Origin of the sequence: Mycobacterium asiaticum, assembly GCF_001673365.1 — a bacterium.
Lineage (GTDB): Bacteria > Actinomycetota > Actinomycetes > Mycobacteriales > Mycobacteriaceae > Mycobacterium > Mycobacterium asiaticum_A.
Window position 1 is genome coordinate 1 of sequence record NZ_LZLS01000068.1, and the last position, 15,780, is coordinate 15,780.

At 67.8% G+C, this 15,780-nt stretch carries 3 protein-coding genes; all 3 read right to left on the reverse strand.

All coding sequences use genetic code 11. The features are described 5' to 3' along the window. Window positions 1–511 (reverse strand): PE family protein (locus A5634_RS07435; RefSeq protein ID WP_155769407.1); only part of this gene is annotated, 511 nt, incomplete at its 3' end. A gap of 55 nt (window positions 512–566) precedes the next feature. Next, the gene (locus tag A5634_RS07440) at window positions 567–3,155 is read right to left on the reverse strand and encodes a sugar epimerase family protein (RefSeq protein WP_065143419.1); all 2,589 of its coding nucleotides are present in this window, start codon (window positions 3,153–3,155) and stop codon (window positions 567–569) included. Beyond that, a complete protein-coding gene (locus A5634_RS07445) occupies window positions 3,152–15,658 on the reverse strand; it encodes a type I polyketide synthase (RefSeq protein ID WP_065143420.1) in 12,507 nt (4,168 codons plus the stop codon). Before A5634_RS07445 ends, A5634_RS07440 begins: the two co-directional genes overlap by 4 nt. Between the last annotated feature and the right edge of the window lie 122 nt (window positions 15,659–15,780).

Here is a 15,780-nt window from a genome sequence, read left to right on the forward strand (position 1 = left end):
CGACGCCACCGTCGCCGCCGTCGCCGCCGTCGCCGTAGAACAGGCCTCCGTTGCCGCCGTCGCCGCCCGCCCCGCCGTTGCCGAACAACAACCCCCCGGCTCCGCCGTCGGCCCCAGTTCCCGCCGCGCCGTTGGCGCCGTTGCCGATCAGCGGACGACCCAACAGCAGCTGGGTCGGCAGGTTGATCAGGTTCAGCAGGTCGGTAAATGGCCCGGGCAACGCCGCCGCCGCGGCAACCTCGGCGCCGGCGTAGGCGGTCGCGCCGGCGGCGAGGGTCTGCACGAATTCGGCGTGCAAGGCGGCGGCTTGCGCGCCGAGCACTTGATATCGCTGCGCGTATCCGCCGAACAAAGCGGCGACGGCCGCGGACACCTCATCGGTGCCGGCGGCCAGAATCTCGATCGTCGGGCCTGCGGCAATTGCGCTGGCCGCGTGCACTGTTGATCCGATGCCCGCCAATTCCGATGTCGCCGCCGTCATTAGCTCCGGCGCTGCATAAACGAACGACACTGCACACCCTCCCCGGCTCGCCGGATGTGCAGCAAAGGGTATCCCTACTGAGTGCCTATATCGGGGATTTCGCGGGGTCGAGCACCCGGATCTCTCCGGTGGCGCCGTCGACCTCAACGAGCGCACCCTGCGGCAGCGAACGCGTGGCGCCCGCAACGTCGACCACGCAAGGGAATCCGAATTCCCGGGCCACCACGGCGGCGTGCGACATCGGGCCGCCGAGTTCGGTGACCACCGCCGCGGCGTAACAGAATGCCGCGGTGTAGCCGACGTCGGTGACCTCGGCAACCAGAATTTCCCCGGGTAGCAGGTCGTCGATGGTGTCGGGACGCACAATGCGCACCCGGCCCTGCACCCGACCGCCGCAGACCCCCACCCCGCGCAGCGTGTCGCCGCCGGTCAGGACCGGCGCGCTAGACGTGGTCGGTTCCCAGCTCCCGCTGAACACAGTGGGCGGAACGACGGCGATCAGTCGGCGCTGTTCGGCGCGGCGCTTGGCGATGAGTTCGGAAACGTTGGCGGGCAGCGCGTCCAGTTCGTCGACCAGCAGGTAGAAGACATCGTCGGCCGATCCGAACAGGCCGGACTCGGTCAGCCGGCGGCCGTACTCGCGTAGCAGTCCGCGCAGCACCCAGATGGCTCGCACCATCCTGTCCCGGCGTACTTCGCGGTCGCGCAGTTGTCGCGCGGCGAGCAGCGCAACGGGCTTGGCCCGCAATGGAATTCGTGCGTGTTGAGGAGTTGGGGGTGGCGGCGCACCAAGCGCTTTGGTCACCATGCGCACGAGCAACTCGGGGTCATCTGCATAGCTGGTGGACAGCATCTCGACCTCGGCCGGGCCGCGGTGCCCCATCAACGCGAGTTCGGCCTGCACCGCGGCGTGGAAGTCGGGTGCCTCCACGGCCAGCTTGTCCAGCCGCTCGCCGGGCTCGGCCAGCACCCTGAGGACAGTCGGATCGCGGCGGGCGGCGCTCACCAGCCGTTGCACCGCCTCCACCGATCGCGCACTGACCAGTTCCGGTCCGGCCGCGGGCGCCGTTTCGCGCCCGCACAGTCCGCGCAGCAAGACGTTGAACGCCGCGCACAACATGAACGAGCCGGACGCCAGCAGCCAGCCGTGCACCACGTGATCACGGGCCAGCAGGATCAGGCTGAGCAGCCGGCGGTCGTCCAACTGCTGAACATCTTCGCCGACGAGTTGCTCCAACCGGTCGACGTCGTCCAGATAGTCGCGGGTGTCCAGCGGCGAGCCGGCGCTCAAACCCACTAGGTTGACGCCGAACACACCGATATTGCGGATCGTGCGCAGCTGCCGGCGCACCGGGTTGGTTTCCGACGGCGGCCGTTGTTCGCCGAAGATCGGCAACGAGGCCATGCTGGGGCCGAAGAATCCGCTGTTGCTCACGATGGTTGCGGGTTTGGCGAACGGCACTGTTTCGGCCATGAAGTGAGCCGACGTGATGGCGCCGTAAAGCCGGTGCGCAAAGACCGCGACGGTGCGCATGGCGATCTCCTTTTGGACCACCCCGCCGGGCCGCAGCCGTTCGGCGATGCCCACCCCGCCGGCGCGCAGGCCCCGCACGGTCACCGACGCCGAGGACGGCGAGAACGGGCCAGGCAGCGCCTCGGACAGGTTGGTCGCCAGGAAGGTCGGGAATCGCGGGTCGATCGGAGTGTCGAACTCTCCGTTGTCCGACTCCGGGCCGGCCAGTTCGGGCACCACGCCGTCGTCGGCAGGGGTGTCGACCGCGGGCAGGTCCTGAATGGGCGCCAGCCGCCACGGCAGCGACAGGACCCGGTTGCCGACCGACACCCGGCCGCGAACGGCAAGGGCAAAGTCTTCGAAACACTCCTCGGCCGTCCAGGCGGGGACGAAACCCCAGTCGTCGCGGAGTCGGGCGGTATCCATCATCGGGCTGCTGGGCAACGTGGTCCGGCGACCCATCGCCGCCAGTCTGGGGCCCAGCGGCACGATCGGGCGGCGCAGCGCTCGGGCGAGCTGACGCAGCGTGGGTGCGTGTGGCGCGGCGAGATTTACTACGCCGGTTGCATTCTCGTCGCCGATAGCCTGGATCAACAACCGAAGCACATCGTCAGGGTGGACGACTTGGAGGCGGTCATCAGCCGACTGGACGAACAGCGCGGGGCGTGCAAGTGATGTGCGCAGTCTGTTGTTTACGCCACGGCCCAGCATGAGCGGGCAGCGGATCGCCACCCACCGCGCGCCGGACTGCGCCAGCATCTCCTCGACACGCGCCTTCTGCCGTCCATTCGCAGTCACCGGACGGACTGGGTCGTGCTCGGTTGCCGGACGTACCGTCGTGCCGTAGACCTCGGCAGAAGAAACGAAAACGATTCGCTTGCTGCCTGTTTCGGCCATCGCAGCCAAAACGTTCGCGGCGCCTTCCACATTGACCTGGTCGCCCGATGACGCCCAGGCGCAGTGAGCAACAACGTCCGCTCCGACGACGGCACCTCGCACCGCGGCCGCATCACGGATGTCGGCAGCAATGAATTCCGCTGAACCCGACCAACTTTCGGGCCGTTGACGGGCAATACCGGTGACCTCGTGACCCTGGCTGAGCAGCCGGGTGACCAGGCCGCGGCCGAGCACACCGCTGGCTCCGGTGACGGTGATTCTCACTCGTCGTCATCCATGAACGCCGCGCTGAGCAGGTCATCGAGATCCATGTCCGCGATGTCCTTCTTGGTGGACTCCGCGTGCAGCGAGGCGTCGCTGGCCTGCCCGTTGCTCTTGGGTGCACCGAGGTCTTCGTTGGCAAGGGCAAGCAGCAGGTCCAGCACTCCGGCCTGGCGTAGACGCTTGACCGGGATGGATGCCACGACCCGGCGCAACTCCTCTTCTCCGGGCGCTGCCTGCTGCTCCTCCTTGCGTTCGCCGCCCACCAACTCCTGGTGGAAGTAGCCGGCCAGCGCCGCCGAGTTCGGGTAGTCGAAGATGAGCGTCGGCGAAAGCGGCAGCCCGGTGGCGGCTTTGAGCCGATTGCGCATCTCGACCGCGGTCAGCGAGTCGAAACCCAACTCCTGGAAGGCCCGGTCGGGGTGGATGGCCTCGGGCGTGGTGTTGCCCAGCACGGTGGCGATGTGCGAGCGGACCAGATCCAACAGCATGGTGCGCTGCTCGTCCTCGGACAGGCCGTCGAGGCGTTGCAGCAGCGCCGACTTGGATTTCGCGGCGGCCAGCGAGTCGTCGACCTGACGGCGGGCCGGTGCGTTGATCAGGTCGACGAACATCGGCGGCAGTGTTCCGGCATCGAACTTGGCGCGCAAGGCAACCAAATCGATGTGGGCGGGCAACATGAACGGCTCGTCGACAATCAGTGCGGTATCGAGCAATTCGAGCGCCTCCTGCGACGACATCGCCACGATCCCGTCTCGCGCGAACCGGGCCAGATCGGCACTGGCCAACCCCTCGGTCATGTCGCTGGCCTGGTCCCACAGACCCCAGCCCAGCGAAGTGGCCGGCAGGCCGTGCGCGCGCCGGTGCGCGGCCAGGCCGTCCAGGAACGAGTTGCCAGCCGCATAGTTGGCCTGGCCCGAGGCGCCCGCAAGCCCGGCGATCGACGAAAACAGGACGAACGCAGACACATTCAGCTCACGCGTCAATTCGTGTAAGTTCCAGGCCGCATCAACCTTGGCGCGCATTGCCGCGTCGACGCGGTCGGGAGTCAACGACGTCACCACCGCGTCATCCAGCGTCCCCGCGGCGTGGATCACGGCTGACAGCGGATGCTGGACCGGGATATCGCCGATCACCTTGGCGAGCGCGGCGCGGTCCGCGGCGTCGCAGGCCACCACCCGCACCTGCGCACCCGCCTCGGTCAACTCCGCGATCAATTCCCGAGCGCCCGGGGCGTCAGGACCGCGACGGCTCAGCAAAAGCAGCTGACGCGCCTGATGCCGGGTAACGAGGTGACGGGCCAGTGCCGAGCCCGCCATGCCGGTGCCACCGGTGATCAGCACGGTACCGCCGCTGACTGCGTCCAGTCCGCCCTTCATGGTCATGACGACCTTGCCGACATGGCGCGCCTGGCCCAGGTAGCGCAGTGCCGCGGGGGCACGGCGTACGTCAAACGTGGTGGCCGGCAAGGGTTGCAGCCGGCCGGCATCGAACAGTCCCGCCAGTTCGGTGAGCATCCGCTGAATGTGGTCCGGTCCGGCTTCGAACAGGTCGAAGGCGCGATAGCGCACACCCGAGTGATCGTGGGCGACCGTATCGGCATCGCGGATGTCGGTCTTGCCCATCTCCAGGAACACCCCGCCGGGTGCCACCAAACGCAGTGAAGCGTCGACGAACTCCCCTGCCAGGGAGTCGAGCACGACGTCCATCCCAGCCACGCCGTCCCGGGCGGCCACGGCGCGGAATTTGTCCTCGAACTCGAGGCTGCGCGAGTCACCGATGTGTTCGTCGTCAAAGCCCATGGCGCGCAGGGTTGCCCATTTGGCCTTGCTCGCGGTCGCGAAAACCTCGACACCCCAGTGCCGGGCCAGTTGCACGGCCGCCATGCCCACACCACCGGCGGCCGCATGTACGAGCAGACGCTGTCCGGGTTGCACGTCGGCCAGCACCCGCAGCGCGTAATAGGCGGTCGCGAAAACGACCGGGGCGGTAGCCGCTTCGATGTCGGACCAGCCCGTCGGAATCTTGATCAGCAACCGCTCATCGGTAACGGCGACGGCGCCGGTGCCCTCCGGGAACAAACCGGTTACCCGATCACCGACCGCGAAACAACCTGCATCGGAGGCTGTTTCGATAACGATGCCGGATGCCTCGACACCCATCGCCGCATCCTCGTCGGGGTAGAGCCCCAGCGCGATCATCACGTCACGGAAGTTGGCGGCCATGGCGGTGGTCGCGATGCGCACCTGACGCGGCGCTAGCGGAAGATCCGCATCCGCAATGGGTTCCATGCGCAGGTTCTCGAACGTGCCGGCGGTGCTCACAGCCAACCGCCACGGGCCGTCGGTCGGAGGCACCAGCAGGTTCCGGACCGCACGGCTGCCGTGCACCCGCGCGATATGCGTCGTCCCGTTGCGTAACAGAACCTGCGGCTCACCGACCGCCAACACGGCCGCAACGTCCTCGTCGGTGACGGGAACATCGCTGTCCACCAATACGATTCGGCCAGGGTGCTCGGTCTGCGCCGAGCGAACCAGGCCCCACACCGCGGCGCCGGCCAAGTCCGTGACATCCTCACCGGCCGCCGCTACCGCGCCGCGGGTCGCCACCACCAGCACTCCGGCGTCATGGTCGTTCAGCCAGGCCTGGACCGCACCGAGTGCCCGATGGGTCACCGGGTAGACGCCGGCCAGGGTATCGCCGGCAACGGGCTCGGATTCGAAGATTTGGTACGGCGGAGTGCTCGCATTCGACGCCACCGGCGCCGGGGACCAAATCACCTCGAAGAGCCGGTCTGCACCCGAACCCGCCAGCGCAGCCTTGAGTTGCTGCTCGGTCACCGGCCGGGCCACCATCGACGCCACCGAGAGCACCGGCAGCCCAAGCGCGTCGGACAATTCCACCGACACCGACGAAGGTCCGGTCGGCACAATGCGGGCCCGCACCGCCGAAGCGCCCGCCGCGTGTAGCGACACCCCCTGCCAAGCGAAGGGCACCAACACTCCCTCGGCGCGATCCAGCTCGGTGCCGTCGCCGCCGACGATGAGCGCGTGCAACGCTGCATCCAGTACCACCGGGTGCACGCCGAAACCGTTGGGCGACAATCCCGGTACCGCCGGCAGTGCCACCTCCGCGAACAGTTCGTCGCCGCGGCGCCACATCGCGGTCAGGCCCTGGAACGCCGGTCCGTACCCGTAGCCGCGCTCGGCCAACCGCTCGTAGGTTCCGGCCACGTCGACTTGGCTCGCTCCCACCGGTGGCCACACCGACAGATCCGTACCGGGCTGTGTCCCCGCACTCACGCTTCCCTCGGCGTGCAGCAGCCACCCGCTCTCGCCCCGTGAAAACACCGACACGGCACGGGAACCGGACTCGTCGGCGGCATCGACGACCACCTGCACCGCAACCGAACCCGATTCCGGCAGGACCAGCGGCGCCGCCAGCGTGAGTTCGTCGACGACCGAGCAGCCGACCTCGTCGCCGGCGCGGATGGCGAGTTCCACAAAGCCTGCGCCCGGGAAGATTACGACGCCGCCGACGGCGTGGTCTTTGAGCCAACCGTGCGTCGCGGCCGAGAGTCGACCGGTCAGCACCACACCACCTGAGGATGGCAGGTCGACGACCGCACCCAACAGCGCGTGTTCGCTGGCCGCCAAGCCCAGACCGGCCGCGTCGACGGCCGCAGCCTCGTTGGACAGCCAGAACCTGCGCCTCTCAAAGGCATACGTCGGGAGCTCGACGAAGTTCGCCTGACCCACCATGGCCTGCCAGTCCACCGCCGCGCCCGCAACGAACGCCTGGGCAACCGCATTGGTCAGCGTCGTCGCCTCGGGCCGATCCTTGCGCAGCGCTGAGGCAGTGGTTACCTCGAATTCGGGCAGCGATTCTTCGATGGCGGCCGCCAGACCGCCGCTGGGGCCGACTTCGAAGAAGCGTGTGGCGCCGGCGGATTGGACGAAGCGGATGCTGTCGGCGAAGCGGACGGCTTCCCGGACGTGACGCTTCCAGTACGCCGCCGACCCGAAGTCGTCAGCGGCGAGCTCACCGGTCAGGTTCGAGATCACCGGAATGGTTGGCTGTCCAATCGGCAGTCCGGCTGCGACCCCGCCGAATTCGTCGATCATCGGATCCATCAGTGCCGAGTGGAATGCATGCGAAACGGCAAGCTGGTGGGTACGCCGACCCTCGGCGCGCAGCCGCTCGGCCACCGCCAACACCGCGTCCTCAGCACCCGAAATGACCACGGAGGCCGGACCGTTGACGGCGGCGATGTCTACCTCAGGGTCCAGCAGTGGGCCCAGTTCTTCCTCGGTGGCCTGCACCGCCACCATCGCCCCCCCGGGCGCCAGCCGCTGCATGAACCGTCCCCGGGCGGCCACCAGGACAGCGGCATTCTCCAGCGACAGCACACCGGCGACATGCGCGGCGGACAGCTCACCGACGGAATGTCCCATCACGAAATCAGGTCGCACACCCCAGGATTCCAGGAGCCGGAACAACGCGACCTCGACGGCGAACAACGCCGGCTGGGCGAACTCCGTACTGTTGAGCAGGGTTTCGTCGTGCCCCCACATCACCTCCCGCAACGGCCGCAGCAGGTGCCGGTCCAGTTCGCCGACCACGGTGTTGAAGGCCTCGGCGAACACCGGGTAGGTGGCGTGCAAGCCCATTCCCATGCCCAGCAATTGGGCGCCTTGGCCAGGAAAGACGAAGACGGTCTTGCCGCCGGGCTGGGCGACACCGCGAATGACGCTGCCCATATCGCCGGCCAATTCGGTTAACCCCGACAACAACTCGGCCCGGTCGGCCCCGATGACGACTGCACGATGCTCGAAGGCCGTCCGACCGGCTAGCGACCAGCCGATGTCGGCAACGTCGAGTTCCGCACGGGCACCGACATATTCGGCCAGTCGGGTCGCCTGGGCCCGCAACGCCGGCGCCGACTTGGCAGAGACGACCCACGGCAGCACGGCCGGTTTGGGCCCGACGCTCTCGGCCCGCGGCGCAGGCGATACCGGGGGAACCGATTCGATGATCACATGCGCGTTGGTGCCACTGATCCCGAACGACGACACACCCGCGCGACGGGCTCGGCCTTGTGCCGGCCACGGTTTGGCTTCGCTGAGCAACGCCACCGATCCGGTGGACCAGTCCACGTGCGGGCTCGGCTGGTCGACGTGCAGCGTGGCCGGCAACAGCTCGTGGCGCATCGCCTGGACCACCTTGATCACGCCTGCGACACCGGCCGCGGCCTGCGTGTGACCCATGTTCGACTTGATCGACCCCAACCACAACGGTTCGGTGCGCCCCTGACCGTAAGTCGCCAACAACGCTTGAGCCTCAATCGGATCACCCAGCGTGGTCCCGGTGCCGTGGCCTTCGACGGCATCCACCTCGCCCGGTGACAAGTCGGCGTTTGCCAACGCGCTGCGCACCACCCGCTGCTGGGAGGGACCGTTGGGGGCAGTCAAACCGTTGGATGCACCGTCCTGGTTGATAGCCGAGCCGCGCACTACCGCCAACACCGGATGTCCCAACCGTTGCGCGTCCGAAAGCCGTTCCACGACCAGCATTCCGCCGCCCTCGGAGAACCCGGTGCCGTCGGCGGCCCCGGCGAACGCCTTGCAACGACCATCCGCTGACAGCCCGCGCATCCGACTGAATTCGACGAAGATGTCGGGTGTTGCGTTGACGGTCACGCCGCCGGCCAGCGCCAGGTCGCACTCCCCCGACCGCAGTGATTGCACGGCCATGTGCAGCGCCACCAAGGACGACGAGCACGCGGTATCCACCGACACCGCGGGCCCTTCCAAACCGAGGACATACGCCACGCGGCCCGAGGTCACGCTGCAGGACTGGCCGGTCAACCGGAAGCCCTCGACGGCATCGGTGGCAGAGAATCCGTAGCCCTGGGTCATCACGCCCGCAAACACACCGGTCGCGCTGCCGCGCAGCGTGCTGGGCTCAATCCCCGCCCGCTCCAAGGCTTCCCACGACAATTCGAGGTACATGCGCTGCTGGGGGTCCATTGCCAGCGCTTCGCTGGGTGCAATTCCGAAGAACGCCGGGTCGAAATCGGCAACCCCGTCCACGAAGCCGCCAGTGCGCGTGTAGCACGTGCCGGCGACATCGGGGTCCCGGTTGTACAGCCCGGCCAGGTCCCAGCCGCGGTCGGTCGGAAAATCCGACAGCACGTCGCGGCCCTGGATCAGCATGTCCCACAGGTCTTCGGGGGAATTCACGCCGCCCGGGTAGCGGCACGACATGCCCACGATCGCGATCTGGTCGTCGCCAGTTGCGCGGGCGGCGGGTGCGTGCTTGATTTCCTGCGGTAGCCCTGCCAGCTCGGTGCGCATGTAGGACGCCAGGCCGTTGGGCGTCGGGTAGTCGAAGATCAGGGTCGGCGAAAGCGAAAGCCCTGTGGCCGATTTGAGCCGGTTGCGCATTTCGACGGCGGTCAGCGAGTCGAAGCCCAACTCCTGGAACGCTTTGTCGGCATCGATGGCCTCCGGCGCGACGTTGCCCAGGACGGTGGCAATATGCGACCGCACCAGGTTCAGCAGGATGGCCTGCTGCTCGGCTTCGGGCAACCCGTGCAATCGTTGCGCGAGAACAGATTTCGACTTTGCCGCGGCCAGCGAATCGTCAACTTGTCGCCGCGTCGGCGCGTTTACCAGATCACGGAACATCGGCGGCACCGCCACCGCGTGTGCCCGCAACGCAGACAGGTCGATGCGGGCTGGTGCGAGGAACGGCTCATCGACGATCAGCGCGGTGTCGAACAACTCCAGCGCCTCGGCCGACGACAGCGCCAGCACTCCTTCGCGGCCCAGGCGGGCGCGGTCGGCATCGTCGAGCCCGCCGGTCATGGCGCTGGCCTGCTCCCACAACCCCCAAGCCAGTGACATCGCCGGCAGGCCGTGCGCCCTGCGGTGTGCGGCCAGTCCATCCAAGAAACCGTTGGCCGCTGCGTAATTGGCCTGTCCCGACGAGCCCACCAACCCGGCCATCGACGAAAACATAACGAAGACAGACACATCCAGATCGCTGGTCAGCTCGTGCAGATTCCAGGCCGCATCCACTTTGGCCCGCAACACCGCGTCGACCCGGTCGGGCGTCAGCGACGTCACCACGGCGTCGTCGAGCACGCCGGCGGCATGGATCACCGCCGAAAGCGGTCGCTGCACACCGATGTCGGCGATCACCTTGGCCAGTGCCGGCCGGTCGGACGCGTCGCACGCCACCGCCTGCACCTGCGCACCGGCGGCTTCCAGTTCGGCCACCAATTCGGCGGCTTCCGGCGCGTCCGGTCCCCGCCGGCTGAGCAGCAACAGATTACGCACCCCGTGCCGGGTCACGACGTGCCGTGCCAGCGTCGAACCGGCCATGCCGGTGCCGCCGGTGATCAATACCGTCCCCTGTGCCCAGGCATCCGGCAAAGTCATGACTACCTTGCCGATGTGGCGGGCCTGGCTGAGGTACCGCAACGCCGCGGGTGCCCGCCGAATGTCGAATGTCGTCACCGGCAACGGCCGCAACACACCGGCGTCGAACAATTCGGCGAGGTCGAGCATGTACTGGTGCATCCGCGGGCGGCCTGGTTCGAACAAGTCGAAGGCCCGGTAACGCACCCCCGGGTATTCCTGGGCGATCACGCCGGGGTCGCGGATGTCGGTCTTGCCCATCTCCAAGAAGACGCCGCCGGGTTTGACCAACCGCAATGAGGCATCGACGAATTCGCCGGCCAGCGAGTCCAATACGATGTCCATTCCGACCGTTCCGCTGCGGGCGGTCACCGTCGCGAACTTCTCCTCGAAGTCCAGACTGCGCGAATCGGAGATGTGGTCGTCGTCAAAGCCCATGGCCCGCAAGGTGTCCCATTTGCCCTTGCTGGCCGTGCCGAATACCTCGAGACCCAGGTGCCGAGCCAACTGGGTGGCCGCCATGCCTACTCCGCCAGCGGCGGCATGGATCAACACCCGCTGCCCGGGCTTGGCGGCGGCCAGGTCGATGAACGCGAACCATGCGGTGGTGAAGACGGCCGAAATGGCGGCCGCTTCGGGGTACGACCAGTGCGAGGGCATCGGCAGTAACAGCCGGATATCGCCGGGGACAACCGTGCCGCTGGTGTCCGGGAAGAACCCGTAAACCGAGTCGCCGACCGCGAATTCGGTGACGCCCGGCCCGACTTCGGTGACCACGCCGGCTCCCTCGCCGCCGAGCAGGGCTTCGTGGGTGAACATACCCAGCGTGATCATGATGTCGCGGAAGTTGGCTGCGATGGCCCGCAGCGCGACCCGGACATGGCCGGGCTGCAAAGGTGCGTCCCCGTTGGGAACCGGTTCGAGACGCAGGTTTTCGAAGGTGCCGGCGCTGCTGAGCCCCAGCCGCCACGGTCCCTGAGCGGGCGGTTCCAGAATCCCGTCGACGGCTCGACTGCCGCGGACCCTGCCCACATAGGCTTGTCCGCCACGCAGCACGACTTGCGGCTCACCGACCGCGAGGGCTGCCGCCGCTGCCGTATTGTCAACGGGCACATCGGAATCGACCAATAGCAGTCGGCCGGGATGCTCGGTTTGGGCGGATCGCACCAGACCCCAGACGGCCGCCCCCGCCAAGTCGGTGACGTCTTCTCCCGGCACGGCCATGGCGCCCCGGGTGGCCACCACCAGTACGCCCGCTTCATGTTCGGTCAACCAGGCCTGTACGGCGGCCAGCGCCTGATGGGTGCGCTCGTAGCTGCCCGTCACCGGATCATCGTCAGTTACAACGGTTTCGAATATCTCGAACGCGGGCTGCCCAAGCCCGCTGGCCTCGGCGCGGGCTGCCGTGGCCGGCACCCAGGCCAGCTCGAACAACCGGTCGGGGCCCGCGCCGGAGACGGCGGCCCGCAGTCGCTGTTCATTCACCGGGCGCGCCACCATCGCAGCGACCGACAGCACCGGCAGGCCCAGCCCGTCGGCAAGTTCGACCGACACTGAGCTTGAATCCGGGGACGAACCGGCAGGCGCGATCCGTACCCGCACCGCGGTTGCGCCCGCGGCATGCAGCGACACGCCCTGCCAGGAGAAGGGCAGCAGCAGTTCCGCGCCCGGGTTGGCCAGCACGGCAGCGTGCAATGCGGCGTCCAACAGTGCCGGGTGTACGCCGAAGCCGCTAGCACCACCGGCCGCCTCCGGAAGCGTTACCTCGGCGAACAATTCGGCACCGCGCGACCACAGTGCGGTCAACCCGCGGAAGGCCGGTCCATACCCGTAGCCCTGCTCGGCCAGTCGGTCATAGCCGCCGGCTACATCCACGGCCACGGCTCCCGCCGGCGGCCACACCGACAGGTCGGCGGCCGGTTCACCGCTGCCCGCGCTCAACGTGCCCTCGGCGTGACAGACCCACACCGAGCCGCCGTCTGATCCGGCGTGCGAGTAAACAGACACACTGCGGTGCCCGGACTCCGCGCTGGCCGCACCCACAACCACTTGCACGGCAACGGATCCCGATTGCGGGATCATCAGCGGTGACCGCAGCGTCAGTTCCTCGACCACCGAGCAACCGACCTCGTCGCCGGCGCGGATTGCCAATTCCACAAAACCCGTACCGGGGAACACCACCATCCCGGAGACCGCGTGGTCGCTCAGCCAGCCCTGAACACTCGGCGAAAGCCGACCGGTCAGCACAACACCACCGGAGGCAGGCAGGTCCACCACTGCGCGCATTAGCGGATGCTCGCTGGTAGCCAGTCCCAAGCCGGACGCGTCGACACCCATGCCCTCCCCGGAGAGCCAAAAGCGCCGTCTGTCAAAGGCATAGGTGGGCAACTCGACAAAACCCGCACCGTCCAGCGCCGCGCGCCAGTCCACCGCCAGCCCGGCGACGAACGCGGTGGCGGCAGAAGCCAGGAACCGGTGCAGCCCGCCGTCTTCCCGGCCGAGGGTGGGGACCACGACGGCGTGGGCATCGGGGGCATCGGGGCCGGCGAGGCAATCGTCGGCCGTGTCCTCGATGCCGGCGATCAGCGCCGGATGCGGGCTGGATTCAACAAAGACGCGGTAGCCGTGCTCGCAGGCAGTGCGGACCGCTTGGTCCAGTTGCACCGTCTGTCGGATATTGCGGTACCAGTATTCGGCGTCCAAATCCGCTGTGTTCAACCGGTTTCCGGTAACCGTGGAAAAGAATGCGGTCGATGAGGAAGCCGGTTCGATTCCCGTCAGCGTCTCGATGAGTTCGCTGCGGATCGCCTCGACCTCTACCGAGTGGGATGCGTAGTCGACGTCGATCCGGCGAACGCGCAACTCCTGCTCGGTGCAGTGCTTGATCAGCTCCTCGAGCGCGGCGCCCTCGCCGGATACCACGACCGCTGACCGGCCGTTGACGGCCGCGATGCCGATCCGATCTCCGAAGGGAGCCAACAACTCCCGCGCCTGGGCGACACCGCAGGCGATGGAGGCCATGCCGCCCGGACCGGCCAGCCCGGTCAACAGTTTGCTGCGCAGCGTGACCACCTTGGCGGCGTCGCGCAGCGACAAGGCTCCGGCAACATAAGCCGCGGCGATCTCGCCCTGAGAATGGCCGATGACGGCGTCCGGACGAACCCCGATCGACTTCCACAGCTGCGCCAGCGACACCATCACCGCAAACAGCACCGGCTGCACGACGTCGACGCGATCCAGTCCTGGCGCACCCGGCGCGCCACGAAGCACGTCGATCAGCGACCAGTCGACGAACTCCGCGAACACCTCGGCGCACGCCTCGATCTGTTGGGCGAATCCCGGTGCGGTGTCCAATAATTCGACGCCCATACCGATCCACTGCGAACCCTGGCCGGGAAAGACGAAGACGGTCTTACCGACGGGCTTGGCGACCCCGGTGATGAGCTCGCCGGGTAGGTCGGTGCCCAGCTCGCCCAGACCGGCCAGCAACCGATCCCGGTCGCCGCCGACGACGACGGCCCGATGCTCGAAGGACGTCCGTCCCGCCAACGACCAACCGATGTCGGCAATATCCAAATCAGGCCGGGCGCCAATGAAATCAGCCAAGCGTTTCGCCTGCGCCGTCAGCGCGGCGGCGGACTTGGCCGAAACCACCCACGGCACCGCCGGCCGCGCCGGCGCAGCCTGGCGCGCTTCGGCCGGCACCGATTCGACGATCACATGCGCGTTGGTGCCGCTGATCCCGAACGACGACACCGCCGCGCGACGGACCGGCGCCGCCTGGGCCGTCCAAGGCCGTGCCTCCGACAGCAACTCCACCGCACCCGCGGACCAATCCACGTGTGGCGAGGGCGCATCCACGTGCAACGTCGCGGGCAAGACCTCGTGCCGCAAGGCCTGAACCATCTTGATCACGCCCGCCACTCCGGCCGCGGCCTGGGTGTGACCCATATTCGACTTGATCGAGCCCAGCCACAGCGGCTCTTTACCGGCCTGTGCTCTGCCTTGCCCATAAGTGGCCAACAACGCCTGGGCCTCGATGGGGTCGCCCAACGTCGTGCCGGTGCCATGGCCCTCGACCACATCGACGTCGGTCGGCGCCAAACCCGCGTTGGCCAGCGCGGCGCGCACCACCCGCTGTTGGGAAGGACCGTTGGGCGCGGTCAGCCCGTTGGAGGCGCCATCCTGGTTGACCGCCGAGCCCCGAACCACCGCGAGCACCGGATGTCCCAGCCGCTGCGCGTCCGAAAGCCGCTCCACGACCAGCATTGCGCCACCCTCGGACCAGCCGACTCCGTCGGCCGCCCCCGCGTAGGCCTTGCACCGACCATCCGGGGCCAGCCCGCGATGCCGGCTGAATTCGACGAACACCGTGGGGGTGGCGTTGACCGTCGCACCGCCGGCCAGCGCCAGATCGCACTCCCCCGAGCGCAGCGACTGGACCGCCATATGCAGTGCCACCAGCGACGACGAGCAGGCGGTGTCCACCGAGACCGCCGGGCCTTCCAGGCCCAGCACGTAGGACACCCGGCCGGATGCCACGCTGGACGTCATGCCGGTAAGTCGGTAGCCCTCGATCTCCTCGGCAAACATGCCGTAACCCTGGGCGATAATGCCGGCAAACACACCCGTGGCACTGCCGCGCAAGCCGCCCGGGTCGATTCCGGCGCGTTCCAGAGCCTCCCAGGACAACTCCAACAGCATCCGATGCTGGGGGTCCATTGCCAACGCTTCGCTCGGCGCGATCCCGAAGAACGCGGCATCGAAGTCCGCGACGCCGTCCACGAACCCGCCGGTGTTTGCATAGCTTTTGTGGGCCGCGTCGGGGTCGGGATCGAATAGCGCACCCACATCCCAGCCACGGTCGGCGGGAAATGCCCCAATCACGTCGCGCCCGTCGGCCACCATCTGCCAAAGGCTTTCCGGGGAGTCGACTCCGCCCGGGAAACGGCACGACATTCCGACGATGGCGATCGGCTCGCTCGAGCGCTCCAGCAGCGCGCGGTTGGTGCGTTTCAGGCGTTCGACCTGGACCAGCGCTTTCCGCAATGCTTCAGTCGCATGCTGGAGCTGATCACTCATTAACTAACCCCTTGCCTAATTTGGTCGTCTCTGACCCGCCGTGTGCGGCTCTCGCCGAGTCATGCAAGGTGCTGCACGAAGCTACGGCTTCGGGCGGCGCTGCGACCCAAGAATCTTGCTGG

Bases quoted from the DNA above. Each gene is read 5' to 3' on its own strand.
- A5634_RS07445 (WP_065143420.1), bottom strand. From the start codon at position 15,658: ATGAGTGATCAGCTCCAGCATGCGACTGAAGCATTGCGGAAAGCGCTG.